This is a genomic window from Acidaminococcus hominis, from assembly GCF_900291475.1.
Taxonomy (GTDB): domain Bacteria; phylum Bacillota; class Negativicutes; order Acidaminococcales; family Acidaminococcaceae; genus Acidaminococcus; species Acidaminococcus hominis.
In genome coordinates this window covers 722,843-746,548 of record NZ_OLMM01000005.1, presented here as the reverse complement: position 1 = coordinate 746,548, position 23,706 = coordinate 722,843, and the positions used below count along the sequence as shown (strand labels likewise).

At 53.7% G+C, this 23,706-nt stretch carries 27 protein-coding genes and 1 other annotated feature; of the genes, 5 read left to right on the top strand and 22 right to left on the bottom strand.

The features are described from left to right. Window positions 1-8: 8 nt before the first annotated feature. Entirely contained in the window at window positions 9-278 is a 270-nt protein-coding gene (locus C7E10_RS09865) for an ACT domain-containing protein (protein WP_105327113.1), read from the bottom strand. A 464-nt stretch (window positions 279-742) separates the two neighbouring features. Between C7E10_RS09865 and C7E10_RS09860 the strand changes: the two genes are divergently transcribed. Further along, complete coding sequence (locus tag C7E10_RS09860) at window positions 743-1,612, top strand: phosphoribosylaminoimidazolesuccinocarboxamide synthase (RefSeq protein ID WP_105327112.1); 870 nt, start codon at window positions 743-745, stop codon at window positions 1,610-1,612. A gap of 94 nt (window positions 1,613-1,706) precedes the next feature. Here C7E10_RS09860 and C7E10_RS09855 read toward each other — a convergent pair whose 3' ends face one another. From C7E10_RS09855 to C7E10_RS09785, 15 genes are all read right to left on the bottom strand, one after another. Beyond that, window positions 1,707-2,612, bottom strand: coding sequence for a PhzF family isomerase (locus C7E10_RS09855; RefSeq protein WP_105327111.1), 906 nt, complete (start codon window positions 2,610-2,612; stop codon window positions 1,707-1,709). A gap of 20 nt (window positions 2,613-2,632) precedes the next feature. Then, entirely contained in the window at window positions 2,633-3,376 is a 744-nt protein-coding gene (locus C7E10_RS09850; protein WP_105327110.1) for a 5'-methylthioadenosine/S-adenosylhomocysteine nucleosidase family protein, read from the bottom strand. Window positions 3,377-3,383: 7 nt separating this feature from the next. Then, on the bottom strand, window positions 3,384-4,106 hold the full coding sequence (locus tag C7E10_RS09845) for an SIMPL domain-containing protein (RefSeq protein ID WP_105327109.1): 723 nt from the start codon (window positions 4,104-4,106) through the stop codon (window positions 3,384-3,386). Between the two features lie 32 nt (window positions 4,107-4,138). Further along, window positions 4,139-4,648, bottom strand: coding sequence for an RrF2 family transcriptional regulator (locus C7E10_RS09840; protein WP_105327108.1), 510 nt, complete (start codon window positions 4,646-4,648; stop codon window positions 4,139-4,141). A 54-nt stretch (window positions 4,649-4,702) separates the two neighbouring features. Next, window positions 4,703-5,626 carry a thioredoxin-disulfide reductase gene (trxB, locus tag C7E10_RS09835; RefSeq protein WP_199614782.1) on the bottom strand — a complete coding sequence of 308 codons (924 nt, stop codon included), beginning with the start codon at window positions 5,624-5,626 and terminating at the stop codon, window positions 4,703-4,705. Beyond that, window positions 5,623-5,949: a thioredoxin family protein gene (locus tag C7E10_RS09830; protein ID WP_105327106.1), complete on the bottom strand. Its 327-nt coding sequence runs from the start codon at window positions 5,947-5,949 to the stop codon at window positions 5,623-5,625. The genes trxB and C7E10_RS09830 overlap by 4 nt, the downstream gene beginning before the upstream one ends. A 178-nt stretch (window positions 5,950-6,127) precedes the next feature. Beyond that, window positions 6,128-6,562 (bottom strand): OmpH/Skp family outer membrane protein, encoded by a 435-nt coding sequence (locus C7E10_RS09825; RefSeq protein WP_231086485.1) that lies wholly within the window; start codon window positions 6,560-6,562, stop codon window positions 6,128-6,130. A gap of 177 nt (window positions 6,563-6,739) precedes the next feature. Then, window positions 6,740-7,378, bottom strand: coding sequence for a flavodoxin family protein (locus tag C7E10_RS09820; RefSeq protein WP_105327105.1), 639 nt, complete (start codon window positions 7,376-7,378; stop codon window positions 6,740-6,742). 102 nt (window positions 7,379-7,480) lie between these two features. Continuing rightward, window positions 7,481-7,687 (bottom strand): heavy-metal-associated domain-containing protein, encoded by a 207-nt coding sequence (locus C7E10_RS09815; protein ID WP_105327104.1) that lies wholly within the window; start codon window positions 7,685-7,687, stop codon window positions 7,481-7,483. 43 nt (window positions 7,688-7,730) lie between these two features. Further along, window positions 7,731-8,027, bottom strand: a complete 297-nt coding sequence (locus C7E10_RS09810; protein WP_105327103.1) for a metal-sensing transcriptional repressor — start codon at window positions 8,025-8,027, stop codon at window positions 7,731-7,733. 125 nt (window positions 8,028-8,152) lie between these two features. Next, the gene (gene ileS, locus C7E10_RS09805) at window positions 8,153-10,897 is read right to left on the bottom strand and encodes an isoleucine--tRNA ligase (protein WP_255668147.1); all 2,745 of its coding nucleotides are present in this window, start codon (window positions 10,895-10,897) and stop codon (window positions 8,153-8,155) included. Between the two features lie 93 nt (window positions 10,898-10,990). Then, window positions 10,991-11,207 (bottom strand) — a binding site (T-box leader). A 64-nt stretch (window positions 11,208-11,271) separates the two neighbouring features. Further along, window positions 11,272-12,054, bottom strand: coding sequence for a TrmH family RNA methyltransferase (locus tag C7E10_RS09800; RefSeq protein ID WP_105327101.1), 783 nt, complete (start codon window positions 12,052-12,054; stop codon window positions 11,272-11,274). Then, window positions 12,051-12,710, bottom strand: coding sequence for a potassium channel family protein (locus C7E10_RS09795; RefSeq protein WP_105327100.1), 660 nt, complete (start codon window positions 12,708-12,710; stop codon window positions 12,051-12,053). Before C7E10_RS09795 ends, C7E10_RS09800 begins: the two co-directional genes overlap by 4 nt. A 15-nt stretch (window positions 12,711-12,725) precedes the next feature. After that, window positions 12,726-14,057 carry a TrkH family potassium uptake protein gene (locus tag C7E10_RS09790; protein WP_105327099.1) on the bottom strand — a complete coding sequence of 444 codons (1,332 nt, stop codon included), beginning with the start codon at window positions 14,055-14,057 and terminating at the stop codon, window positions 12,726-12,728. Between the two features lie 7 nt (window positions 14,058-14,064). After that, complete coding sequence (locus C7E10_RS09785) at window positions 14,065-15,081, bottom strand: alpha-hydroxy-acid oxidizing protein (RefSeq protein WP_105327098.1); 1,017 nt, start codon at window positions 15,079-15,081, stop codon at window positions 14,065-14,067. 299 nt (window positions 15,082-15,380) lie between these two features. Between C7E10_RS09785 and C7E10_RS09780 the strand changes: the two genes are divergently transcribed. From C7E10_RS09780 to C7E10_RS09770, 4 genes are all read left to right on the top strand, one after another. Further along, window positions 15,381-16,532: a sodium ion-translocating decarboxylase subunit beta gene (locus C7E10_RS09780; protein ID WP_105327097.1), complete on the top strand. Its 1,152-nt coding sequence runs from the start codon at window positions 15,381-15,383 to the stop codon at window positions 16,530-16,532. A gap of 13 nt (window positions 16,533-16,545) precedes the next feature. Next, entirely contained in the window at window positions 16,546-16,704 is a 159-nt protein-coding gene (locus C7E10_RS12230; protein ID WP_199614784.1) for a hypothetical protein, read from the top strand. A gap of 92 nt (window positions 16,705-16,796) precedes the next feature. Further along, complete coding sequence (locus tag C7E10_RS09775) at window positions 16,797-17,024, top strand: tautomerase family protein (protein WP_105327096.1); 228 nt, start codon at window positions 16,797-16,799, stop codon at window positions 17,022-17,024. Window positions 17,025-17,063: 39 nt separating this feature from the next. Then, window positions 17,064-17,666: a nitroreductase family protein gene (locus C7E10_RS09770; RefSeq protein WP_105327095.1), complete on the top strand. Its 603-nt coding sequence runs from the start codon at window positions 17,064-17,066 to the stop codon at window positions 17,664-17,666. A 59-nt stretch (window positions 17,667-17,725) separates the two neighbouring features. On the opposite strand, the gene C7E10_RS09765 is transcribed toward C7E10_RS09770, so the two are convergent. The 6 genes from C7E10_RS09765 to C7E10_RS09740 form a co-directional block, all read right to left on the bottom strand. Then, window positions 17,726-19,135, bottom strand: coding sequence for a cation:dicarboxylate symporter family transporter (locus C7E10_RS09765; protein ID WP_105327094.1), 1,410 nt, complete (start codon window positions 19,133-19,135; stop codon window positions 17,726-17,728). A 271-nt stretch (window positions 19,136-19,406) separates the two neighbouring features. After that, entirely contained in the window at window positions 19,407-20,156 is a 750-nt protein-coding gene (locus C7E10_RS09760; protein WP_105327093.1) for an amino acid ABC transporter ATP-binding protein, read from the bottom strand. Window positions 20,157-20,172: 16 nt separating this feature from the next. Beyond that, entirely contained in the window at window positions 20,173-20,877 is a 705-nt protein-coding gene (locus C7E10_RS09755; protein WP_105327092.1) for an amino acid ABC transporter permease, read from the bottom strand. Between the two features lie 12 nt (window positions 20,878-20,889). Next, window positions 20,890-21,678, bottom strand: a complete 789-nt coding sequence (locus tag C7E10_RS09750; RefSeq protein WP_105327091.1) for an amino acid ABC transporter permease — start codon at window positions 21,676-21,678, stop codon at window positions 20,890-20,892. A 104-nt stretch (window positions 21,679-21,782) separates the two neighbouring features. After that, window positions 21,783-22,649, bottom strand: coding sequence for a transporter substrate-binding domain-containing protein (locus tag C7E10_RS09745; protein WP_105327090.1), 867 nt, complete (start codon window positions 22,647-22,649; stop codon window positions 21,783-21,785). Between the two features lie 25 nt (window positions 22,650-22,674). Further along, on the bottom strand, window positions 22,675-23,673 hold the full coding sequence (locus C7E10_RS09740; protein WP_105327089.1) for a uroporphyrinogen decarboxylase family protein: 999 nt from the start codon (window positions 23,671-23,673) through the stop codon (window positions 22,675-22,677). Window positions 23,674-23,706 lie beyond the last annotated feature (33 nt).

Below are 23,706 nucleotides of genomic sequence, written 5' to 3'. Positions count from 1 at the left end.
TCTGCCTCCTAAATCCGGTGCATGGCCATGAAAATGTCTTCACTCTGGACGCGGATTTCCACACCCAGCTGCTGTCCCAGGGCCGATGCCTGTTCCTTCAGATCCTGTACGGAAATAGAAGCGTTGTCCAAGTCCCCAATGAGTACCATGTTGAAAAAACCGTCATCAATATTCTGGTTGATATTCAAAATGTTTACATTGTTTTCTGCCAGCAGGCTGCTGGCCTTTGCAATGATGCCTACCTTATCGACACCAACGATGGTCATAACAATACGCATGTTTTTAACATCCTTTCTACTTTAACAGGTTTATGTTCAATTATACGATATCGAACAAAGAATGAAAATAGCTGGAACCCATTTCTCCTGGGGATAATCCGGATTTTTTTGTGAAATAGACAATTATTCTTGATGCATCCCCTGGAGTACCCATTTTCTCTATGTACGTGTTAAAGACATTTATACGTATCAAATGCATACCCGTAACCTTTTTTTCAGTTCTTCCTGTGTCAGAAAATGATTTCTGAACAATGTTTGCCATTTTTCGGAATTTCTATGCCCATTCCCCTGTCTTTTCCGCAGCCATTCCAATAAGAGCCATGCAAAGGCCGAATGTGCTCCCGATTGTAACAAATAAGACAAACATTATGGTAAAATCTTTGAAAAACATTCGACCAAAAGCCTTCTTTGTGGTATGATAGGGGAAGAAAATCATTATTTCTACTTTTTAAGGAGGATGGATCATGCAGGAATACAAACCTTTTAAATCCGGGAAAGTTCGGGAGATTTACGATATCGGCGACAGCCTGATTATGGTAGCTTCTGACCGGATCTCTGCCTTCGACCATATTCTGAAAAACACCATTACGGACAAGGGTGCCGTACTGACCCAAATGTCCAAATTCTGGTTCGACTTCACCAAGGACATTATTCCCAACCACATGATCTCCGTAGATCCGGCTGATATGCCCGAATTTTTCCGCAGCCCGGAATTTGCCGGCAAAAGCATGAAATGCCGTAAACTGAACATGATTCCTGTGGAATGCATCGTCCGTGGCTATATTACCGGCAGCGGCTGGGAATCCTACCAAAAGGACGGCACCGTCTGCGGTATCACCCTGCCTGCCGGCCTGAAAGAATCTGAAAAACTGCCTGAACCCATTTTCACCCCCAGCACCAAAGCTGAACTGGGCGATCATGACGAAAACATTTCCGAAGCCCAATGCGTTACCTATCTGGAAAAGATTTTCCCGGGCAAAGGCAAGGAATACACCGAAGCCATTCGTGACTACACCATTGCCCTGTACAAAAAATGCGCTGACTATGCCTACACCAAAGGCATCATCATTGCCGACACCAAACTGGAATTTGGCCTGAACGAAAAAGGCGAAATCGTCCTGGGCGATGAAATGCTCACTCCGGACAGTTCCCGCTTCTGGCCTTTGGAAGGCTACGAAGCCGGCAAGAGCCAACCTTCCTACGACAAGCAATTCGTCCGTGACTGGCTGAAAGCCAACCCGGACAGCGATTACCTGCTGCCCCAGGAAGTCATCGACAAGACCATTGCCAAGTACAAAGAAGCTTACGAAAAGCTCACTGGCAAAAAATTCTAAACTAGACCTTCAAACGGATGCGTTTTTGCGCATCCGTTTTTTTATGCCCTTTAAGCCCCAAAAAAAAGACCCGGGAAATTCCCAGGTCCAGTTCTCAAATCTCTATTTCCGTGGCAAAACACACCACAGCCTTGCCGGAAATTTGTACCAGGACAGGTTCCCCCTGGGCAATTTCCACATGGACGCCCATTTGGCCCCGGCGGCCCAAGGCTTCCCCTTGGATAATCTTGAAGTCAAAGGAGTCTGCCGCAGCCGTGTCCTGACAAATGCCATAATGCACCAGGTAGGCGCCCAAAGGGCCATTGGAGTTGCCCGTTACCGGATCCTCATTAATGCCAATGGCAGGAGAGAACGTCCGCCCGTGTACCAGGTACTCCTCCCCAGGATGGAGGGTAAATACATAGTAGCCCCCAATACCCAATTCCTGGCTGATTTTGGTGAGAGCCCCCAGGTCAGGCGTCAGGCTGTTTAGCTGCTCCAAGGCTCGCAAAGGCACCATGATTTTCCCTGCCCCCGTATTGGCAAAGGCTACCGGGCAGTCCCCGCGCAGCTCCAGGGGCGTAATCCCCAGCGCCTCACAGATCCGGCCCACCAGCGGTGCAGCAAAGGGTTCCCCTACATGGGGCGTTCCCTGGGTCATGGTGATGACATAATCGTCCCCGTCCTTGGCAATGTCCACCGGCAGGACCCCTGCCTGGATTTTCTGGATGGTCCGGCCCAGCTTGGCCTCCCCGGTCAGGCAGCGGATATAATGAGCAGATACGGTAGCATGGCCGCACATGGGCACTTCCGTTTTGGGGGTAAAGAACCGCACCTGGCAGTCCACGCCCTCCTCCTGGGACGGAAAAATAAATGCGCTTTCGGAGTTGTTCAGCTCCCGGGCAATGGCCAGCATCTGCTCCTCCGTCAGTCCTTCCGCATTGGCCACCACCCCGGCCGGGTTTCCCCGGAACCGCTCCGTGGTAAATGCGTCCACCTGATACACCTTGTACTTTTTCATGTTTTCCCCTCCGCCTGATCTTATTTTTTTAATAGCTCCAGCAGCCATTGGGCCAGAACCTCTGCTGTTGCAGCCTGAAAACCTTCTCCCAACTGGTTATTGTTGGAAATAACCCGGACGGCTCCAAAGGGCACGCCAAACCGAGCGGCTGTTTCCCCAGCTGCCGCTGTTTCCATTTCCTCACAAAGGGCCTGGGTCAGCTGCGCCGCCTGGGCAATCCGTCCAGGATCTGCGTTCCACTGGTCAGAAGAAGCAATAAGCCCCTCCACGACCCTGCCCCGGGTATAGCCAGCGGCACCCTGGCGCAGCCAGTCCATTACCGCACCGCTGCACTGGTCCGGCAGCGGCCCGGTACCGGTAAAGGCGGCGTCATCACTTTCCTCCTCCAGCCGGGACAGGTACAGATACCGCTTGTCCCCACTGGGGGCCGTATACAGCGCATTGGCATTAAAATACCGGCTGCCCAGCACCAGGTCATAGGGGTGAAGTTCACCGTAGCCCCCCGCCGTCCCCTGGCTCAGCACCAGGGCCGGCTGAAAGAGAGCGCAGCCCAGGGCTGTTGCCGCTCCTGCCGCCGCCGTACCAATTCCCGTCCGGGAAACAACAACAGGCAGGGAACCCAAGGTTCCCTGCCAAAAGCTAAAATTTCCTTTATGAACTTCCCGGACCCCTGTAAGGCCCTGACGCAGCACCGCTGTTTCCAGCTCCATGGCGCCCTGCAGCAGCACCGGTTTCATTCCAGCAAGAAATTCCGGCTGTTTCATAGCAGCCTCACTCTGGCATAGCCAGGGCAAACAAGGTGTTTACCCGTACTGTAATGGTCAGTGCTTTGGGAGCCAGGGTAGTAGTGTCATTGGCAGCAGAACCCACCTTTTCCAGCCGAGCCATCAAGATAGGCTGTGCTTCCACCACAGAAGACGAAGGAATGGAAGCTTGGCGCAGAACGCCCAAATTCCGGCCGCCGGCACTGGCTACTGCCTGAGCAGAATACCGGGCATTTTGCACGGCCTGTCCCAGCAGTTGGTTCTTGATCAAATCCTCGTTCTGCAGGCCAAAATTCACTCCGCTGACCTGGTCCACCCCAGTGGTCAAACTCTGGTCAATGATGGTACCCAGCTTGGCCAGATTCTTAACCTTAACGGTCCAACCTGCGTTCAGGCTATAGCCATCCTGCTTCTGCCGGCCGTCCCTGTCGTAATGGTACACCGGGGAAATGCTGTAATCCACAGAGCTGATGTCCTCTTGGGCAATGCCCTGCTCCAGCATGGTGCGCAGCAGCGCCTTGCTGACCTGAGCACCAGCCTGCCGCACTTCTTCCACCGTTTCACCCTTTTTGGTATAGGACAAGTTTACTGTCGCCATGTCCGGTTCCACCACTTTGGAAGCCACTCCCGAAACGGAAATGGTATCCAGGGGCTGATCCGCCAGGGCTGCAGGCATGTGGAGGCAGACCGCCAGTGCAGCCGCCAGAAGAATCGTTCCTGCTTTCTTCATAAAACCACCCTTTCCAGTTTTAGATGCCCTTATTATACCACAAACTTATGACCGGGATTTTGCTTGCTGTTGTCCCAGGCCGGGCAGTCCCCTTCCAGGGCTCCGTGACACCGGTCCAAATGTTGCAGGTTTTGGGTCACAATCTGCCGCAGCACATCTCCCAGGGTTATTTTTTTCAGATATTCCATGCACAAATCGTCCAGTTCCTGGTACAGGCCGTCAAACACCTGGGCCATACCGCCACTGATGAAGCAGTTGATGTCTTCGTTGCCGCTGCGCCATTTGGTGTCCACAAACACCGTACCCATGCCCTTGGCAATATCATACAGGGTAGCCTTTTCCAACCCTTCACAGGGGCAATAACCGCCCACATGACCTTCTCGGGTGGTAATAATGCCCATCTTTTTCAGTTTTCCCATGATTTTCCGTACACGGGCCGGGTTGGTGCAGATATTTTCCGCCAGCTCTTCACTGGATGCCAGACAGCCCCGATGGGACAGATAGACCAGTGCATGGACCGCCACTATAAAATCACTTTTCACGCTATTCCCTCTCTAGGGCAGAAGCTTTCAAGCCGCTGCCCTTCTCTATATCTTTTATTTTTCCTGTTCGTTCAAAAATTCCTCGGCGTAATGCACGGCCACTGCGCCGTCCGCCGCCGCGGTGATGATCTGCCGCACCTCTTTGGTCCGCACATCACCAATGGCAAAGACACCGGGTTCGGAAGTTTTGGTATCTTCCCCAGCCACAATGTAGCCTGCCTTGTCCAGCTCTACCTGTCCAGCAAACAGGGCACTCTCCGGCTGACGGCCAATGGCCACAAACAGCCCGTCACAGGGTACCTCCTGGACTTCTCCCGTTTTGACATTCTTTACCTTGACGCCGGTAAGCTTCTTGTCAGAATCCAGCCCTTCGATAACACTATCCCACAGAATTTCCACGTGGTTTTCTTCCAGCCGTTTCAGGTACAAAGGCGTGGCCCGCAGCTCATGGCGCCGGTGCACCAGGTACACCTTCTTGGCCAGCTTGGCCAGGTACAGGGCATCGCCTACAGCCGTATTGCCGCCGCCGTTTACTACCACCGTCTTGCCTTTATAGAAGCTGCCGTCACAAGTAGCACAGTAGGAAACGCCCCGGTTCACCAGGGAATCTTCCTTGGGAATGCCCAGTACCCGGGGATAAGCCCCCGTAGCAAGCATCACTACCCGACCCGTAAACGTTCCCTCGGAGGTTTCCACCACCTTGGGGTTGGCCTTCAGGTCCACGCCCCGTACTTCAGCATACACCGTTTCAGCACCGGCCTGTTCGGCCCCCTGCTGCATCTTTTCTCCCAGTTCGAAACCATCCACCACCCCGGGGAAGCCAGGATAGTTTTCGATTTCAGACGTGGTGGCCATTTGGCCGCCCGGAGACAATTTTTCCAGCACCGCAGCAGAATACCCGCTCCGGGCAGCGTACAGGGCTGCCGTGTAGCCGGCAGGCCCGCCGCCAATGATCAGCACATCATAAGCCTTGCTCATAATACGCCTTTACCCTCCAGCCATTCCTTTACTGCGGCCTTGGAAGGCGGGTTTACCAGCAATTCGCTGCACTGGCCGTCTTTTACCAGCATCAGGCTGGGAATGGTTTCTACCTGGAATTTCTTGGCCAGTTCTTCTTCTTCATCAATATTTACGCCGCCAAAGCTGACCTTGTCGGCAATTTCCATAGCCAGTTGGCCAATAGCCGGTTTCAGCCGTTTGCAATAACCGCACCAGGGTGCGGAAAAACCTACAACCACCGGTTTGCTGCTCTTCAGTACATCACTGTCAAAATTTTGTTCAGTCACTTTCAAGAATTCCATTATGCTCATCCTCCAATTGTATAGAAGTTGCTGATTGTATTGCTTCAATACTGTAATTTTAGCAAGCACAGTTAAAATTGTCAATGTACATTCTGCCTTGTCACAGGATTGCCGCTGCCCGGTCACAAATAGGGCGCAAAAAAGGACTGTGCATAAGCACAGCCCTAGGCTAATTCAATTATTTTGCGCCAACAGCCTTCAGTACATCGTTGGTCATATCGGTGCCGCCTTCAACAACAGCGCTGGAAGTCAGGACAACGTCGATGCCTTTTTCTTTGGCAACTTTATGCACGGCATCCAGAATCTTCTTGCGGATGGGGTTGAACAGATCCTGTTCTCTCTTGGCGATTTGTTCGGTCAAGGTGTTGTCCAGGGCTCTCTTGCCATTATCATCCAGGCTGGGAGCCTTTTCCTGAAATTCCTTTTGGGCTTTTTGTTGTTCCAGATTCATGGCTGCTCTGGCAGAAGCAAAATCAGGGTGATGGGCAAAAACTGTATTCAGATCCACATAGCCGATGGACTCAGCAGCGTACGCCGTTGCCGGAACCATAACTCCGGAGTAACCAACGCATACCAGCAGGGCCATTACCAAAGCTAAAAATTGTTTTTTCACGTAAAATCATCCTTTCTTCCAATGGTCTTTGGAATTGAATATCTAACAGGAGCAATTATATCATGGACCCTACCCAGGCGCAACCGAAAAAACATGGCGAAATTACGTCACCTTTTCCCCAGAACTGCCGTTTTAGCCCTTTTCCAGGCTTAGCGGCTTCCAGTTCGAACTGCTGTATTACCGGACAAAACAGGTAAACGCTTCCGACTCCGTGGCCGGCAGAGGAATCCCTTTTTCCCGTCCCAGGGCAAAGCAACGCATCATCCATACCATATTCCGGGCCAGGTTCCGCATGGTCTGGAGCCCTTCCAGGTCTTCCGCTGTATCCTTGGCTTCCAGCCCATGGACCATATTCCAATAGGTGGACCCGGCCACCGGCATCTGGGCAATGCCAAAATACTTGTTGATGGCGTCCAGGGTAGCAGAGGTGCCGCCCCGGCGTGCTACCGCTACCGCAGCGCCGGGCTTAAACTGGAAGGCCTTGCACACTTCCCCAGTGGCGGCGCTGAAAAACACCCGGTCCAGGAAAGAAAACAGCCGGCCGCTGGGATGGGCAAAATAGGTAGGTGAAGCAAAAACGAAGCCGTCTGCCTGCTCCGCCTTTTTCACAAAGTCGTTGACTCCGTCGTCCTTCATGACGCAGCCTTCGTGGGTAAAGCAGTAGCCGCACTGGAGGCAGTCCGCAATGGGCTTGCCCCCCAGCTGGATTACTTCCGTTTCCACGTTTTCAGCCTGAAATACCTTGATCATTTCGTTTAGCGCAGCCATGGTGGTGCCATTGGTATGGCTGCTGCCGTTTACCAGTAATACTTTCATATTTCTCCCCTTCCGGTACACCCCCAGGATATACCTTTGCCTATACGCAAAGAAGCCGCCCCCTTAAGGACGGTTTCTTTGTATTATGTTTATTGGAGCCACTTAGCAGCCGGCAAATTCGTAGCCAGCGTCTTCGATGACTTTCTTGAATTCGTCAGCAGGAATGTCCCGGCTCATTTCCACTTTGGCGTTCTTGTTTTCCAGGCTTACTTCTACAGCCGTTACGCCGTCCATAGCTTCCAGGGCTTCCCGTACATGCTTTTGGCAATTCTGGCACATCATGCCGTTGACTTTTACAATCTTTTCCATCTGAAATCCTCCTTGGACCCTTACAATTTTTGGCGTTCCGGGCTTATTTCATCAGCTTCTGCAGGGTTTCGCACAGCTCATCCACCACGGAATCGTCCCCGGCACGGATATCGTTGACTACGCAGCTTTTGATGTGGTTGGCTAGTAGTTTTTTGTTGAACGCATTCAAGCCGCAGGTAATGGCGCTGACCTGGGTCAGGATATCCACGCAATACCGGTCTTCTTCCACCATGCGCTTTACCCCCCGCACCTGGCCTTCAATCCGGTTCAGGCGGGCAATCAGGTCCTTGTACTCTTTGCCGTCCTTATCGCGCACTTTATATTTCTCTTCATGTTCCATAGTACGATACCTCCGTTACGTATATTGTACGTAGCTGGCGGCGGTTTGTCAATATCCCACCTTTCCAGTCATAAAAAGAAAGGTGCAGCCTAAGCCGCACCTTCCTACTGCAAGCTATTCTTGTTTTAGTCCACTGCTTCGCAGCACTTGGAGCACAGGGTGGGGTGTTCCGGGTTCTGGCCAACGGTGGTGCTGTAGCACCAGCAGCGTTCGCATTTTTCCCCGTCCGCCGGCAGGACAGCAACCTTCAGGTCACTGCGGCCGGTTTCTTCCCCGTCGGCACCCAGACCTTCGTGGAGTTCTGCCTGGGAAACAATCAGGAGAGCCGGCAAATGGCTTTCCAGGGCCTTCAGCTCGGCCAGGGCATCCCCTTCGGCATACAGAACCACTTTGGCATCCAGGGAATGGCCGATGGTCTTGGCTCTCCGGGCATTTTCCAGGACCTTGGTGATTTCGCCCCGGATGGCCAGGAAGGCATTCCATTTTTCTTCCAGTTCCTTGTTGATGTATTCGGCATGATGTTCCGGCCAGGGCAGCATCTGTACGCTCAAAGGCGCGTCAGCCGGTTTATTCATATACTGGTAGACTTCTTCCATGGTAAAGCTCAGTACCGGCATCAGCATCACCATCAGTTCCTTCAGGATCTGATACATGGCCGTTTGGGCAGAACGCCGTTTTTGGCTGTTTTGCTTGCTGGTGTACAGCCGGTCCTTGATGATATCCAGGTAGAAGGCACTCATGTCCACCGTGCAGAAGTCATGGATGGCATGGAACAGTACGTGGAAATCGTATTCTTCGTAGGCCTGCTCCACTTCGTTCTTCAGTTCTTCAAAGCGCATGAGAGCCCATTGGTCCAGCTCTTCCATTTGGTCAAAGGCAACCTTGTCTTTTTCATAGTCAAAGTCGTAGGTGTTGCCCAGGATGTAGCGAATGGTGTTCCGGACTTTCCGGTACACTTCAGCCAGCTGTTTCAGGATTACGGGCGAAATCCGCACGTCCTGCTTGTAGTCGGTGGAAGCCACCCACAGGCGGACAATATCTGCCCCGTATTGAGAAATGACTTCCTGGGGAACCACCACATTGCCCAGGGATTTGCTCATCTTCCGGCCTTCCCCATCCAGCACGTAGCCGTGGGTCAGAACGGAACGGTAAGGCGCCTTGCCGGTAACAGCTACGGAGGTTAGCAGGGAGGACTGGAACCAGCCTCTGTGCTGGTCACTGCCTTCCAGGTACATATCCGCCGGCCATTGCAGTTCCGGCCGTTTGGTCAGTACGCCCATATGGGAGGAACCGGAGTCGAACCACACGTCCATGATGTCCTTTTCCTTGCGGAAATGAGTGCCGCCGCATTTGCTGCACTTGGTACCCTGGGGCAGCAGTTCTTCTGCCGTATGGTTCCACCAGGCGTCGCTGCCTTCGGTTTCGAAAATATTGGCTACGGCTTCGATGGTATCCGGGTTAATCAGGGGTTCCCCGCAGTCTTCGCAGTAGAAGATGGGAATGGGCACGCCCCAGACTCTCTGCCGGGAAATACACCAGTCATGGCGGTCAGCCACCATGTTGTGGATCCGGGATTCGCCCCAGCTGGGAATCCATTTTACATCGTTGGCAATGGCGTCCAGTGCTTCCTGGCGGAACCCGTCTACGGAAGCAAACCATTGTTCGGAAGCCCGGTAGATGATGGGGTTCTTGCAGCGCCAGCAGTGGGCGTATTGGTGATGGATGGTCTTTTTGCCCAGCAGTACGTTCAGTTCAGCCAGGTGTTTGATGACCAGTCCGTTGCTGTCGAAGACAAACTTGCCCTTGAGCATTTCACCGGCCTCGTCGGTGAAGCAGCCCTTTTCGTCCACAGGACACAGGATGGGCAGGTTGTATTTCAGACCGGTCAAATAGTCCACGTCGCCGTGGCCAGGAGCGGTATGTACACAGCCAGAACCGGTTTCCAGGTCAACATAGTCGGCCAGGACTACCAGGGATTTCCGGTGGTTATATTCCGGGAAAGGATGGACGCATTCAGCCAGTTCAAATTTCCGGCCCTGGGTAGTGCCCAGAACAGGACCAAAGGTGACGCCGCATTCTTCGGCTACCTTGTCCACCAGTTCTGCTGCCATGATCAATACTTCGCCGTTATATTCCACCCAGGCGTATTCCACCTCCGGGTTTACAGCGACAGCCACGTTGGCAGGAATGGTCCAGGGGGTGGTGGTCCAAACAACCATGTAGGCCGGTTTACCCTTGGCTTCTTCCGGAGTCAGCCCGTTATCCTTGACCAGAGGCATCTTGACGAAAATGGTCGGGGTTTTCTGGTCAGCATATTCGATTTCGGCTTCTGCCAGGGCAGTTTCGCAGTGGGGGCACCAGTAAACGGTTTTCTTGCCCTTATAGATATAGCCCTTGTTGGCCATGGTACCAAATACCCGCACCTGTTCCGCTTCAAAATGGGGATCCAGGGTAACGTAGGGATGGGCCCAGTCCCCCAGTACGCCTAGGCGCTTAAAGTCGCTGCGCTGGGTGTCAATCCATTCCAGGGCGTATTCCCGGCACATTTTCCGCAGTTCTACAGGACTCAGCTTGTGGCGGTCCACCCCGGTGGCCTTGATGCAGGCGTGCTCAATGGGCATGCCGTGGGTATCCCAGCCCGGTACGTAAGGGGTATCGTAACCTCTGGCGTATTTGTATTTGACAATGATGTCTTTCAGAATTTTGTTCAGGGCATGACCCATATGAATCTTGCCGTTGGCATAGGGAGGGCCATCATGCAGGACAAACTTCTTATGGCCGGCATGGAGTTTTTGCTTTTCCCCGTACACATCATTTTTATACCAGAAATCCAGGAAATCCGGTTCCCGCTTGGGAAGTCCTGCCCGCATAGGGAAATCGGTTTTCGGCAGGTTTAGCGTGTTGCTGTACTGATCTTTTTCGCTGCTCACTTGTTACACCTCCAAAAAAATACGTCCCGTCCCCTAAGGGACGAGACGTTACAGACCCGTGGTACCACCCTCATGACAGCAAAACTGCTGCCACTCGTATGCCGTAACGGGCATAAACCGGGTCTTTTACTGCTGTTTCAAAGACCGGCTCCAGAGTGATGTTCCTGCCTGCGCTCTCCTGTCCGGGCTCCCACTGTCCCCGAATCGCTGCACCGATTGCTGGCCGTACTGTCTCTGTCATCGCCTTGTGTATTAAATTTACGCTTTATTATACACTTCTTAGGATTTTCCGTCAATAAACCTTTCGCCCTTTGCTAGGCCTTTTGGCCCTGGGAACCCAAAAACAGGAGAATTCCTCCAGCAATGGCCACGTTCAGGCTTTCCGCCTGGCCTGCCATAGGAATCATGATTTTGGTATCCGCCTGGGCAAGAAGCGCCGGGTCCACCCCTTCCGCTTCGCTGCCCATAACCAGGGCAGTTTTTTGGGGCCAAGCGGTTTCCGTTACGTTCTTTGCCCCTTCCAGTGCTGTCGCCCACAGGGTAAACTGCTCCTTCCGGCACCAGTTTAACAGCTCTTCCTGGGTCACCCCGGTAAACACCGGCAGGTGGAACAGGGAGCCCATGGTGGAGCGCACCACCTTGGGGTTGTACAGGTCCGCCGTCTCTGCCAAAAGAATCACCCCGGCAGCCCCCAGGGCATCGGCGGTCCGAATCAGGGTCCCGGTGTTGCCCGGGTCCCGGATTTTATCAAGCACCAATACCAGACCCTTGGCCGGGTGAAAATCCTTTAACGGGGTTTCTTTTAGGGCCACCAAAGCCGCCACCCCCTGGGGATCTTCCGTAGCCGTGATTTTTTCCATCACCGCTTCGGTTACCTGGTAATAGGGCGTGTCTCCAGCATCCGCTTCCTGGGTCCATTCTTCCGGCAGTTTGGTAAAGAAGTAGGCCTGGATCTGCCAGGAAGAACGCCGGGCTTCGTCCACCGCCCGCTTGCCCTCCAGCAGGAACAGCTGCTCCCGCTGCCGGTATTTTTTCACTTTCAGGGAAGCTGCCCGCTTCACCAAATCATTTTTTAGGGATGTAATTTCACTGATCATATACCGTCCTCCAGGGCTTCTACGCTTTGCCGGGACCCGATGACCACCATCATATCCCCGGCCAGCAGGGCCTTGGTAGGATCCAGGCTGATTTCCGTGGTGCCGTCTTCATGCTTCACCGCCACCACGTTGACTTTGTATTTCCGCCGCACATCCAAATCTGCCAGGCTCTTGCCCACCATTTTCTCGGAGATGGCAATTTCCATCAGGCACATATTGTCCGACAGCTCGATAAAGTCCATGATATTGGTATAAGCCAGGTTATGGCCTACCCGCCGGCCCATATCCCGTTCCGGATAGATGACCCGGGTGGCTCCCAGCTTCTCCAGCATTTTTCCGTGCAGGGTGGAGGAAGCCTTGGCCACAATGGTCTTTACCCCGGTTTCCTTCATGAGCATGGTGCACAGAAGGCTGGGTTCCAGGTCCCCAATGGCCACAATGGCTACGTCAAAGTTCCGGATACCCAGGCTTTTGACGGTTTTTTCGTCAATGACGTCGCACAGCACCACATGGGTCAGCTTATCCGCCATATCCTGGACGGCATCCTCGTCCTTGTCCACCCCCAGCACATCGTGCCCCAGGTGAACCAGGGTTTCTCCTACGCTGCTGCCGAACCGGCCCAGGCCCCAGATTACAAACTGCCGTTTTTCTTTCATGATTTCTATGTACTCCTAACCAATGATGATTTTTTCTTCCGGGTACCGGATATGGCCGCTGTCTTTCCGGGCCGTCAGCGCCAGGGCAAAGGTCATAACCCCTACCCGGCCAGTGTACATGGTCAGCGTCAGGATAATCTTGCTGGCCGTGCACAAATGCTGGCTGAGTCCCGTGGAAAGGCCCACGGTTGCGTAGGCGGAAACCACTTCAAAAAGTGCATACAAAAAGCTGGTATCTTCCAGATAGGTGATGCACAGCACCGCTGCCGTCACCCAGATCAGCGACATGCTGGTAATGGCAAAGGCCTGGAACATGGTCTCGTCCCCAATGCGCCGGCCGTAGACCACACACTCGTCCTTGCCGTGGAGCACCTGCCAGATATTCAGCAGCAGCAGGGCAAAGGTAGTGGTCTTGATCCCGCCGCCGGTGGAAGCCGGGGACGCGCCGATAAACATCAGGAGAATGGTCAGCACCATGGTGGGACTGCGCATACTGTTGATGTCCACCGTGTTAAAGCCCGCCGTACGGGGACTTACTGACTGGAACAGGCTGGCCCAGAACTGGCCTGCCGGGGAAAGGCTTCCAATAGTGCCCATATTCCCATGCTCCAAAAAGGCAAACCCCACGGTACCGGCCACAATAAGAGCTGCCGTGGCCACCAGCACCATTTTGCTGTGAAGCCGCAGCCGGGCAAACCGGAATTTCTTTTCCAGACAGTCGCTCATCACCGCAAAGCCCAAGCCGCCCAAAACAATCAAAATACAGATTACCAGATTGATGGTGGGGTCCGTTACGTAGCGCACCAGGCTCTGGTACTGGCCAAACAAATCAAAGCCTGCATTGCAGAAGGCCGAGATGGCGTGCCAATAGCCGTAGTAGATGCCTCGAAGGCCAAATTCCGGATAGAACCGGAAGGCTAAAATAGTACCGAAAAAGCCCTCAATGGCCAGGGTATATTTGGCCACCCGGATACACATCCGCACCAGCCCTTCCATATCGTTCTGGTTCAGGGAAGCCTGGATGTTCAGCCGGTCCTGAAGGCTGATTCTCCGGCCCATGGCCACAGAAAACAGCGTAGCAAACAGCATCAGGCCCAGGCCCCCCAATTGGATCAGGGCAATGAGCACCAGCTGGCCGAACAGGGAAAAATAAGTCCCCGTATCCACTACCACAAGGCCGGTAACGCAGGAAGCGGAAGCCGCTGTAAACAGCGCATCCACAAAAGGCAGCCAAGTGCCCTGGGCACTGGACAGGGGCAGCATAAGCAGCAGTGCCCCTGTAAGAATCAGCCCGGCAAAGGTGAGCGCAATAATCTGTGACGGGGAAAAATGATGTACCCTGCTCAAGAATTTCTTACCTCCGAATCATGGCGCTGCTGATTTCGCTAAGGGAAGCAGCCCCGCACATTTCCATGGTGTCCGCCAGCTCAGCACCCAGTTTGGCAGCCAGCAGCTTGACCCCTTCCTTGCCGCCGCCATAAACGGCAGTCACAAAGGGTCTGGCAATAACCACGGCATCAGCGCCCATGGCCAAAGCCTTGAATACATCTACGCCGGTGCGGATGCCGCCGTCCACCAGGATCTTCAGGCCGGAACCTTTGACAGCTTCCACAATTTCCGGCAGCACTTCTGCCGTTGCAGGACTTTGGTCCAGTACCCGGCCCCCATGGTTGGATACGATGATGGCAGCTGCCCCGGCTTCTTTGGCCTTCAGGGCACCCTTAACGCTCATGATGCCCTTGACAATAAAGGGACGGCCAGCCAGGCCGATGATTTCTGCCATTTCGGCCACGGATTTGCTCCCGGCAGGGGGCACAAAGTTTTTCAGGAAAGGCAGTCCGGCCGCATCCACGTCCATAGCCACCGCAAAGGCACCAGCATCTTTTACCAGCGCCATTTTTTCAGCAATCATCTGGGTATTCCAGGGTTTTACCGTGGGCACGCCCAAGCCCCCGCAGGCTTTGATGGCCTGGGTGGCACCCTGCATGACCTGGGGATCCATGCCGTCGCCGGTAAAGGCAGCAATGCCCGCTTCGGCGCAGCCAGGAACCAGCTCCGCATTGTAGGTTACGTCATTGTACTTATCGCTGTAGTGCATGGCCACAGCACCCACCGGGCCAGCAAAAATCGGGTATTTAAAAGTACGGCCAAACAGTTCGATGGAGGTATCCACCGGCCGCTTTTCACACAGGGTGTCCATCACAACCCGGACTTCCTGCCATTTGTTGTAGTTGCGGATGGCCGTATCCCCTACACCTTTGGCGCCAGGGCCAGGAATGGTATTGCGGCAGGCAACGCCATTGCACACCGGGCAGCCTTTGCACTTGCCTAAAACCTTTTTCGCTTCTTCCATTACCTCTTTATAATCCATAGGTAACACTCCCCCCTGTTGTTCAGGAATTTACATTTTTCCCCTATTATACCACAAGGGACCCAGGAGAAGAACTTGCGTAAACGAGAAAAATGCCTTATACTAGTTGTGTAATCTTTATGGGTGTTCGGTCAACTCGAGAGGCGCGGCCCCAACAAAACTGCATAATCCCTTTCTACGGATGGCACGGGGGTAGAAAGGCTGTAGAGGACCTGGCATTGAAAAATGTTGGGTCCTCTTTTTTCAGGGATTTTCCCCTCCCGTGCCGGGAAGACAAAATTTTGCTGAGGTGATGATGTATGTCTAGCACAAGTACCGTATTCCAGGAATTATTTGCCGGCGTCATGGGTATGTCGGACCCCACGGTCTGGATTATGTTTGCCGTCGGTTTCCTGCTGATCTACCTGGGAGTCAAGAAGGGCTACGAGCCCGTTCTCCTGTTCCCTATGGGACTAGGCTGTATCCTGGCCAACATTCCCGGCCATTTTGCCGTAATGCCCACGGGCGGCGGGGAGCCGGGCTTTCTCACCGTCCTGTACCAGGCCGGCATTGCCAACGAACTGTTCCCGGTGCTGATTTTTATCGGCATTGGCGCCATGTGCGACTTTGCCCCCCTGCTCCGTGCCCCCTACATGATGCTGTTTGCAGCCGCCGCCCATTTGGGGATTTTTGCCGCCACCATCTGCGCAGCCCTGGTGGGTTTCCCCTTTAACGAAGCAGCTTCCATCGGCATCATAGGTGCAGCCGACGGCCCCACCACCATCTTCGTGGCCCAGAAATTTGCCACGGAAATGCTGGCACCTCTTACGGTAACTGCCTTCTGTTACATGTCCCTGGTGCCCATTATCCAGCCGCCCATTGTGAAACTGCTGACCAGCAAGGAAGAACGGCGGATCAAGATGCACTATAAGGAAGAAAAGCCCGTTTCCCAAACGGCCCTGTTCCTGTTTCCCCTGATGGTCACCCTGGTAGCCGGTATCCTGGCGCCCATTTCCGTTCCCCTGATTGGAGCCCTGATGTTCGGCAATCTGCTGAAGGTATCCGGAGTTTGTGACTCCCTGGCCAAAACGGCCCAAAACGAGCTCACCAACCTGGTAACCCTGCTGCTGGGCATTACCGTAGGCGCCACCATGACCGCGGAAAATATCCTGACCATCCAGGTCCTGAAGATTCTCTGCCTGGGTGCCGTAGCCTTCGTATTTGATACGGTGGGCGGTCTGCTGTTTGCCAAATTGGCCAACCTGTTTCTGACCAAAAAAATCAACCCCATGATTGGGGCCTGTGGCATTTCCGCCTTCCCCATTTCCGGCCGGGTAATTGCCAAAATGGCCCTGAAGGAAGACCCCAGCAACTTCATTATCCAGCAGGCCATCGGCGTCAACGTAGCGGGCCAGGTGGCTTCTGTGGTAGCAGGCGGCCTTGTTATGGCGCTGATTCCGGTTCTCATGTAAAGGAGGCTTTATGATGACAAATAGTGTACAAGCTGCTTTGGAACTTCTGGTAATCGCCTATCCCCTGGTCTTTGTGGTTATGGCCCTGTTTGCCGCCATTACCTACGGCCTGGTAAAATTGTTCCCGGTGAGCCCCGATGCGGTGCCTGCCGGCAGCAAAAGAAAACGCTAATCCATTATCCCCTTGTTTCTCCTGCGCTCCTTCTTTTATAATAGAAGGAGCGCTTTTTTATTACCCTGTTTCACCGAAGAAAGGAGATTGCCATGCCTTACGTTGCTTTGAAAGTATATCCCAAAGATCCGGAAACCGAAAAGAAACTGGCGGATAAAATCTACCAGGATATTCTGGACATCTGGGGCTGCCCTCCCCAGGCCATCCATATTTCCCTGGAGGAAGTAGCTCCGGAGGACTGGAACGAAAAAGTCCGGGAACCCGAAATTGACACCAAGCTGGATAAGATGCTGGTGCTGGACGGCGTGAAGAAATACTAAGCCGCCCGAAAATCACATTGCCAAAAAGGAGAAGACCCCATGATTCCTGAAATTGAAACCCGCCGCAGCATCCGAAAATACCAGGCTAAACCCGTACCCCGGGAGCTGCTGTTAGACGTACTCAAGGCAGCCCAGCTGGCTCCTTCTGGGAAAAATCGCCAGCCCTGGCACTTTGTGGTGTTGGAGGACTCTGCCAAGGAACAGGCCTGCTCCCTATTGGAACAGGGAATCCGCCGGGAACGCCAGAACCACGACTTTCTGCCTGGTTCCGCCTTTGGTCTGCCAGATGCCCGGATGACCCTGATGACCATGCGCCAGGCTCCGGTGGTCATCCTGGTGTACAACACCAATGCCCCGGCTGAGCTGACGGATCTAATTGGCGCTGACGCCCGCTTTAAGGAGCAGTGCGACCTGCTGTCCATTGGCGCCGCCCTGGAAAACCTGATTCTGGAAGCCACCCGGCTGGGCCTGGGCTCCCTGTGGATAGGCAACACCTGCTTTGCCTATCCGGAGCTTACCGCCCTAGGCCGGCCGGATGCCATGCTGGTAGGCGCCGTTGCCCTGGGCTATCCGGACCAGGCTCCCAAAGCCCGGCCCCGGAAAAAGCTGGAAGAGCTGGTTACCTTCCGGTCCACTCTCTAGTTTTACCCCGTAAAAAAGCCGGGAACCTGTAAATACAGGTTCTCGGCGCTTTCTTTTATTTAACGGTCAGCTTCGCTGCTTTTTGCCGCAGGCACTTCCGCGTCAAAGGCTTCCTTGTTGAAGGTGCCCAGCAGCCGGTCCACTACAATGGCGTTGGTCATGGAGCCGCTGACATTCAGCATGGTCCGGCCCATATCCACAATGGGATCAACGGCCAGCACCGGGGAGATCATTCCAAAGTAGGCCCCCAGCCCCGTTCCGGACAGGGATACGGAAGCGGACATGGTAGCGGTACCAGGAATCCCGGCAATCCCCAGGGAGCCCAGGGCCACTACGATGACGCTCATCACATACATGGTCATATCCAGTTGGATGCCTGCCACGTTGGAAATGTACACAATGCACAGGGCCGGGAAAATACCGGCGCAGCCCTGCATGCCGGCAGTGGTGCCAAAGCTGGCCACCGTGTTGGCCGTTGCATCGTTAACCCCCAATTTTTCCGTCAGGGCATTGATGGTAGCCGGCAGCGCCCCCACACTGGAGCGGGAAGTAAAGGCCAGCAGCAGTACGGATTTGGCTTTCTTGAAATAGGTCACAGGGTTCAGGCCAAAAGCCATCAGCAGCAGGGACTGTACCACCAGCATAATGGCCACGCCCACGTAAATCAGGACAATAAAAAGGCCCATATCCCGAATGGCTGCAAACCCGCGCTGGGCCAGCGTAGATGCCAGGAGGGCCAGCACGCCGTAGGGCATCAGACCGATAATGAAGTCCGCAGCCCAGGAAATAATCAGGTGCAGTTCATCAAACAACTTGGTCACCAATTCCAGTTGGTTTGTGCCCGTAGTCTTGATCAGCCGGGCAATCCCGCCGATAACTACGGCAAATACCACCACAGCAATTACGTTGGTGGTAGCCATGGCATTCACCGGGTTGTTGGGAATCAGGGCCCGGAGGGTATCCACCACCGGCTTTACCTCACGCATTTTGGAAGCCCCTTCGGCGGCGCTCATGCCCTGGCCCAGATGGGTGACAGAACCCAGGGTCAGGCCCACAATGGCTGCAATGGAAACCATGGTGAGCGCTACCCCCAAGGTAGAAGTTACCAGTTTCTTCAAATTGGCGCCCTGGGACATATGAAGAATCACATGAATAATGGAAATAAACACCAGGGGAATAACCAACATACGAATCAGGTCAATAAAGCCGCCGCCCACCAAAGAGAACCACTTGGTGCTTTCTTTTACGTAGGCCACCTTCATAGGATCGGTGGGGAATCCGGCAATCACCTGGACCACCAGTCCCAGCACTGCCCCCAAAAGGGTACCGGCAATGACCAGGGTGCCAAAGTCCGTATTTTTCCGCTGCAAATAGTACACCACGCCCAAAAGGGCCACAAACAGGACCAGAATGCCCACGGTAGTCGGGCTGCTGATCATCAAAAACTGCTCAAAAAATGGAATGTTCATGATACGTCTCCTTTTGCTCCTCTAAGCTTTCGTAATTTACTTTCCAGCCGTTTCACCGGCTGCCGTGCTGCCATGTTTTGTCCGTGGTCATCTCCCTTGCTGCACCCGTTTGGGCCGAGGCTCAGCGGGCTAAGGGTCCTTCCTGCGTTCCCCAGCAGGCCCTTCGCTCTCGCAGCTTGTTATTTTACAAATTTCTTTATTGCTTTCTGTTATTCTAACAGCTTTTGCAGCAAAGCACCACCCTGCTTTGGAGGCAGCCTTTGCCGCTGAGTTAATTATAGGAATGGCACAGCACCCGGTGAAGGAATTTCTGGGTCCGTTCTTCTTTGGGATGCTCAAAAATATCCTGGGAACTGCCTTCTTCTACAATCACGCCCCCATCCATGAAGATAACATGGGTGGCTACGTCCTTGGCAAACTTCATTTCGTGGGTTACCACAATCATGGTGGTTCCCTCGTCTGCCAGGTCCTTCATGACCTTGAGAACTTCCCCGACCAGCTCCGGATCCAGGGCCGAGGTAGGTTCATCAAAAAGGATAACGTCGGGTTTCACCGCAATGGCCCGGGCAATGCCCACCCGCTGCTGCTGACCCCCGGACAGCTGGGAAGGATAGTAGTCCAGCCGGTCGCCCATCCCCACCTTTTGAAGGGCCTGGACGGCGATTTCTTCCGCTTCCTTTTTGTCCATGCCCCGGCCGGTGGTGAGCCCCAGGGTCACATTTTCCAGTACCGTCTTGTTGGCAAACAAGTTGTAGCCCTGAAACACAAAGGCTGTCTTTTTCCGCACAGCGGCAATTTCCTTTTGGGAAGCCCGGTTCAGGTCCAGATGCATACCGGCAAAATCCATTTCTCCCGCATCCGCCCGTTCCAGGAAGTTCAGGCAGCGCAGAAAGGTCGTCTTGCCGGAGCCGCTGGGCCCCAAAATCACCACCACATCTCCCTTATTGATATCCATATGAACGTTTTTCAGCACGTCCAAATCGCCAAAGCTTTTGCGTACATCTCGAATCGATAACAGCATCTTGATTCCACCCCTCTTAAGCGGCCCGGAAAGAACCCATCCGGTTTTCCGCCAATTTATAGGCCAGCTGCACTACAGTGCAGACAATCAGGTAAACAACAAAAACATCCAGGTACGCTTCAATATAATTGTACCCATAGGAAGCGGCAATCTTGCCCACCGCCAGCACATCTTTTACGGTCATGAGAAAGGCCAGGGACGTGCCCTTGATCAGATTCACGGTAATGTTGCACACCGCCGGCAAGGCCACCACCGCAGCCTGGGGAATGATAATTTTCCGGTAGGTTTGGAAAGGGCTAAGGCCAATGCTCACTCCGGCTTCCAGCTGTCCCCGGGGAATGCTCAGCAGCGCCGACCGGAACACTTCGCTGAGCAGTGCCGTGGTGTTTAAGGCAAAAATAATCACGGCGTACCAGAAGGGGTCAATGCTTTCAAATACATTAAAGTCCAGGCCCAAACTTTTCACCACTACGTTCAAAAAACTGGGCAAAAGGCTGTAGAACAACAATATCTGCAGTACAATAGGCGTTCCCCGGACAAAGGAAACGTAGGCTTTGGTCAGGCTGCTGCCCAGCACATTCCCCCGAATCCGCAAAAGCGCCATGTAGAAGGCAAAGGGAATGGCGATTAGTAGGGACAGGGCGGTGAGCCCCAGGGTCGTGCCGATACCGCTCCAGATTTTGAGAAAAGTGTCTGCCATAAAGGCTGTATCCAGTTCCATGGTGCTCCTCCTTTAATGCAGTGCCTGCCGCTGCAATTTTTTGATCAGACCCAGGGACGGTCCGTTCAGCACCGGTACCCGTACCTTGGCCGTTTGTCTTGTTCTCACCTGGCCTTTGCTCAAATGAGCCTCCAGAACGTTAAAGCCTTGGCCCACCAGCGTGGTCAGGCCCCAGTACACCAGCATGGCCGCCAGATAGATTTCCACCCCGTAGGCCCCGAAGTTCTGGGCAATAATCAGATTGGCTTTCCCCAGCATATCAATCAGACCGATGGTATAGGCCAGCGCCCCTTCCTTCATCAGATTGATCAGGGAATTGCCAAAGTTGGGCAGGGCTACCACCGCCGCCTGGGGCAGCATTACCTGGCGAAAAGCCTGGAAGGGCGTCAGCCCAATGCTGACAGCAGCTTCATACTGCCCTTTGGGGACGGCCTGATAGGCTGCCCGGAACACTTCCGAAATGTAGGCCCCAAACAGCAGGGTAAAGGTAATGATGGCGTAGACCGCCCGGTTCACCTCGTGCAGGTTCAGGTCCGTAAAAGCTTCTGCCAACTTGGGCAGCCCATAGAAAACAATGAACAAGAGAACAATGGAAGGGGTGCAGCGCATGATATAGGTGTACCCATGGGCCAGCCCTTTAAGCAGCCGGTGGTTACCCAGCTTGGCCTTGGCCAGCACCATTCCAAAAACAGATCCGAAGAACACACTGGCAAAAGCCACCAGCAGAGTTACGGATAAATAGGACAGCAGCTCCGGCAGGGTGGACAGGATCACCGAAGGGTCAAAAATTCTCGTTTGCACTGCGCATTCCTCCTTTATGAATTGACTTCCCTCTAGTGGAAGTTCTCACTTTCCAAGTTAGGCATGGGCTTTGCCCTGCAAAGCCCATGCGGGATTAAGCTTGCTTATTTGCCCAGGTACTGGGACAGGCTTTCGCCAAAATACTGTTTTTCCAGCTTATCAATAGTGCCGTCGTCTTTCAGTTCCTTCACGGCCTTGTCATACTCATCTGCCAGTTTCTGTTCTTTCTTGTTGAACAGCGGATAGGTGGGAATGCCTTTGTAGCGCAGGTAGGTCAGGGAATCTGCAAACTTATGGTACGGGGCATCCGCCTTTTCGATGTTGTTCTTGTAGCTCAGCTCTACTTCCAGGTAAGCATCATACCGGCCTTCCAGCACCCAGCTGTAGGCATCTGCAATCTGGAATGCTTCGGAGGGTTTTAACTGAATCTGCTTGTCAGGATGTTCCTTGTTGTACTGCTCGATAACGGAGTACCGGGCATCCTGGGGAGCGATGGGGACCAGCTTGCCACTGAACTTGGCAAAGGAATCCATGTCCTTGATTTCGTTGGCGTTTTCTTTCCGGATAACCAGACCAATGACGCTGGCGCCAATGTTGTTTTTCGGGAAGACGTATTTCTTTTCCCGGGCTGCGGTTTTCCAGATGCCCTTGGTACCTACCTGGTACTTGCCGGATTCGACCCCGATCAGCAGATCATCATCGGAGGTACCGGTAAATTTCCATTCGTACTGGGGCAGCTTCTTGGCCACTTCCTTCATCACGGCCACTTCAAAGCCATCGGGCTCGCCCTTGTCGTTGACAAAGTCATAGGGTACATAGTAGTTGGTGAAGGCCACATTCACCACTTTCTTTTTGTCGCTGCCGCCTGCAGCCGCCTTATCGTCACTTTTGCCGCAGCCTGCCAGGCCTGCTGCCAGAACGCCCGTCAGAGCTGCCGTCAAAACGATTTTGCTGAGTTTTTTCAGATTCATCTTCTATACTCCCCTTTTTAGCTGGTTATTTGGCTGCTTCCCGCACCCAAGCGAAATGTTCCCAATTGGTATCCCGGGGCACGGTGCAGTCGGCACCCAGGATGATGCCGGTTCTGCCGGCCTTTTCCAGAATCCGTTTGGTTTCTGCCTGAATTTCTTCCTTGGTGCCGATGTACAGCACTTCGTTATCCAGGTTGCCAAAGCCGCCCAGGGCAGCCCGGCCGCCGAAAATCTTCCGGCCTTCTTCCAAGGGCACCCCTTCCACTACCGCGGCCCAGTTGATGGTTTTCACCTCGTAGTCCTTATACCAGGTCAAATCGTTCCGGTGTCCGGACCAGCCGCAGATGTGCAGGATGTTGTAGTCGCTGACGCTGTTGGCGGCTGCCAGGATGGCTTTTTCACCAGGTGCCAGCACCTGTTGGTAAATCGCTTCGTTAATGCCTTCGCCCAACAGGTTCTGCAGGCTCAGGTAGATGCCGGTAACGCCGCCTTCGGTAATCAGCCGTTTGGCCAGTTTGGCAATATCCCCGGAGATTACGTCCAGGCCCTGCTTCACCGCTGCCGGATCCTCCAGCACCAGCTTGGACAGCCAGGCGTCGGCGGCAAAAATGTCCTTGCGCATGAATTTCAGGGTCGTGCCGGCGCAGAACAGATTGTAGAACAACGGAATGTCCTTGCCGTAGCGTTCGCTGAGTTTCTTGGCGTACCCGATTTGGACCGTAAACCAAGGATCATCGTCCTTCAAAGGCACAATGTGCTTGAAATCTTCCACCGTTTCCAGACCGAAGGCCGTAGGGTTTTCGTAAGGGAAGAACCCATCGGTCATAATCTTCACGAAATCCGGCTGCACCGTATCGATGTAACGGGTTTCTCCCGCATACAGCTGTTCAAACAGTTCCGGATGCTGGAAGGAATCGGAGTGGATTTCGTCCTGAAGGAAATGGAACCAGAAACCAGAAGGAACCCGGTCCACCGGTTTGTTGTCCATTGCTGCAAACACCAATTCTTTTTTGCTTTGAGTCATTTTAAAATCCTCCCCGAAGTGAAATAATCTCTA

Excerpts from the sequence above, each read along its gene's own strand:
- C7E10_RS09865 (WP_105327113.1), bottom strand. The coding sequence starts at position 278 with ATGCGTATTGTTATGACCATCGTTGGTGTCGATAAGGTAGGCATCATT.
- C7E10_RS09860 (WP_105327112.1), top strand. The coding sequence starts at position 743 with ATGCAGGAATACAAACCTTTTAAATCCGGGAAAGTTCGGGAGATTTAC.
- C7E10_RS09855 (WP_105327111.1), bottom strand. The coding sequence starts at position 2,612 with ATGAAAAAGTACAAGGTGTATCAGGTGGACGCATTTACCACGGAGCGG.
- C7E10_RS09850 (WP_105327110.1), bottom strand. The coding sequence starts at position 3,376 with ATGAAACAGCCGGAATTTCTTGCTGGAATGAAACCGGTGCTGCTGCAG.
- C7E10_RS09845 (WP_105327109.1), bottom strand. The coding sequence starts at position 4,106 with ATGAAGAAAGCAGGAACGATTCTTCTGGCGGCTGCACTGGCGGTCTGC.
- trxB (WP_199614782.1), bottom strand. The coding sequence starts at position 5,626 with ATGAGCAAGGCTTATGATGTGCTGATCATTGGCGGCGGGCCTGCCGGC.
- C7E10_RS09830 (WP_105327106.1), bottom strand. The coding sequence starts at position 5,949 with ATGGAATTCTTGAAAGTGACTGAACAAAATTTTGACAGTGATGTACTG.
- C7E10_RS09820 (WP_105327105.1), bottom strand. The coding sequence starts at position 7,378 with ATGAAAGTATTACTGGTAAACGGCAGCAGCCATACCAATGGCACCACC.
- C7E10_RS09815 (WP_105327104.1), bottom strand. The coding sequence starts at position 7,687 with ATGGAAAAGATTGTAAAAGTCAACGGCATGATGTGCCAGAATTGCCAA.
- C7E10_RS09810 (WP_105327103.1), bottom strand. The coding sequence starts at position 8,027 with ATGGAACATGAAGAGAAATATAAAGTGCGCGATAAGGACGGCAAAGAG.
- ileS (WP_255668147.1), bottom strand. The coding sequence starts at position 10,897 with ATGCGGGCAGGACTTCCCAAGCGGGAACCGGATTTCCTGGATTTCTGG.
- C7E10_RS09800 (WP_105327101.1), bottom strand. The coding sequence starts at position 12,054 with ATGATCAGTGAAATTACATCCCTAAAAAATGATTTGGTGAAGCGGGCA.
- C7E10_RS09795 (WP_105327100.1), bottom strand. The coding sequence starts at position 12,710 with ATGAAAGAAAAACGGCAGTTTGTAATCTGGGGCCTGGGCCGGTTCGGC.
- C7E10_RS09785 (WP_105327098.1), bottom strand. The coding sequence starts at position 15,081 with ATGGATTATAAAGAGGTAATGGAAGAAGCGAAAAAGGTTTTAGGCAAG.
- C7E10_RS09780 (WP_105327097.1), top strand. The coding sequence starts at position 15,381 with ATGTCTAGCACAAGTACCGTATTCCAGGAATTATTTGCCGGCGTCATG.
- C7E10_RS12230 (WP_199614784.1), top strand. The coding sequence starts at position 16,546 with ATGACAAATAGTGTACAAGCTGCTTTGGAACTTCTGGTAATCGCCTAT.
- C7E10_RS09775 (WP_105327096.1), top strand. The coding sequence starts at position 16,797 with ATGCCTTACGTTGCTTTGAAAGTATATCCCAAAGATCCGGAAACCGAA.
- C7E10_RS09770 (WP_105327095.1), top strand. The coding sequence starts at position 17,064 with ATGATTCCTGAAATTGAAACCCGCCGCAGCATCCGAAAATACCAGGCT.
- C7E10_RS09765 (WP_105327094.1), bottom strand. The coding sequence starts at position 19,135 with ATGAACATTCCATTTTTTGAGCAGTTTTTGATGATCAGCAGCCCGACT.
- C7E10_RS09760 (WP_105327093.1), bottom strand. The coding sequence starts at position 20,156 with ATGCTGTTATCGATTCGAGATGTACGCAAAAGCTTTGGCGATTTGGAC.
- C7E10_RS09755 (WP_105327092.1), bottom strand. The coding sequence starts at position 20,877 with ATGGAACTGGATACAGCCTTTATGGCAGACACTTTTCTCAAAATCTGG.
- C7E10_RS09745 (WP_105327090.1), bottom strand. The coding sequence starts at position 22,649 with ATGAATCTGAAAAAACTCAGCAAAATCGTTTTGACGGCAGCTCTGACG.
- C7E10_RS09740 (WP_105327089.1), bottom strand. The coding sequence starts at position 23,673 with ATGACTCAAAGCAAAAAAGAATTGGTGTTTGCAGCAATGGACAACAAA.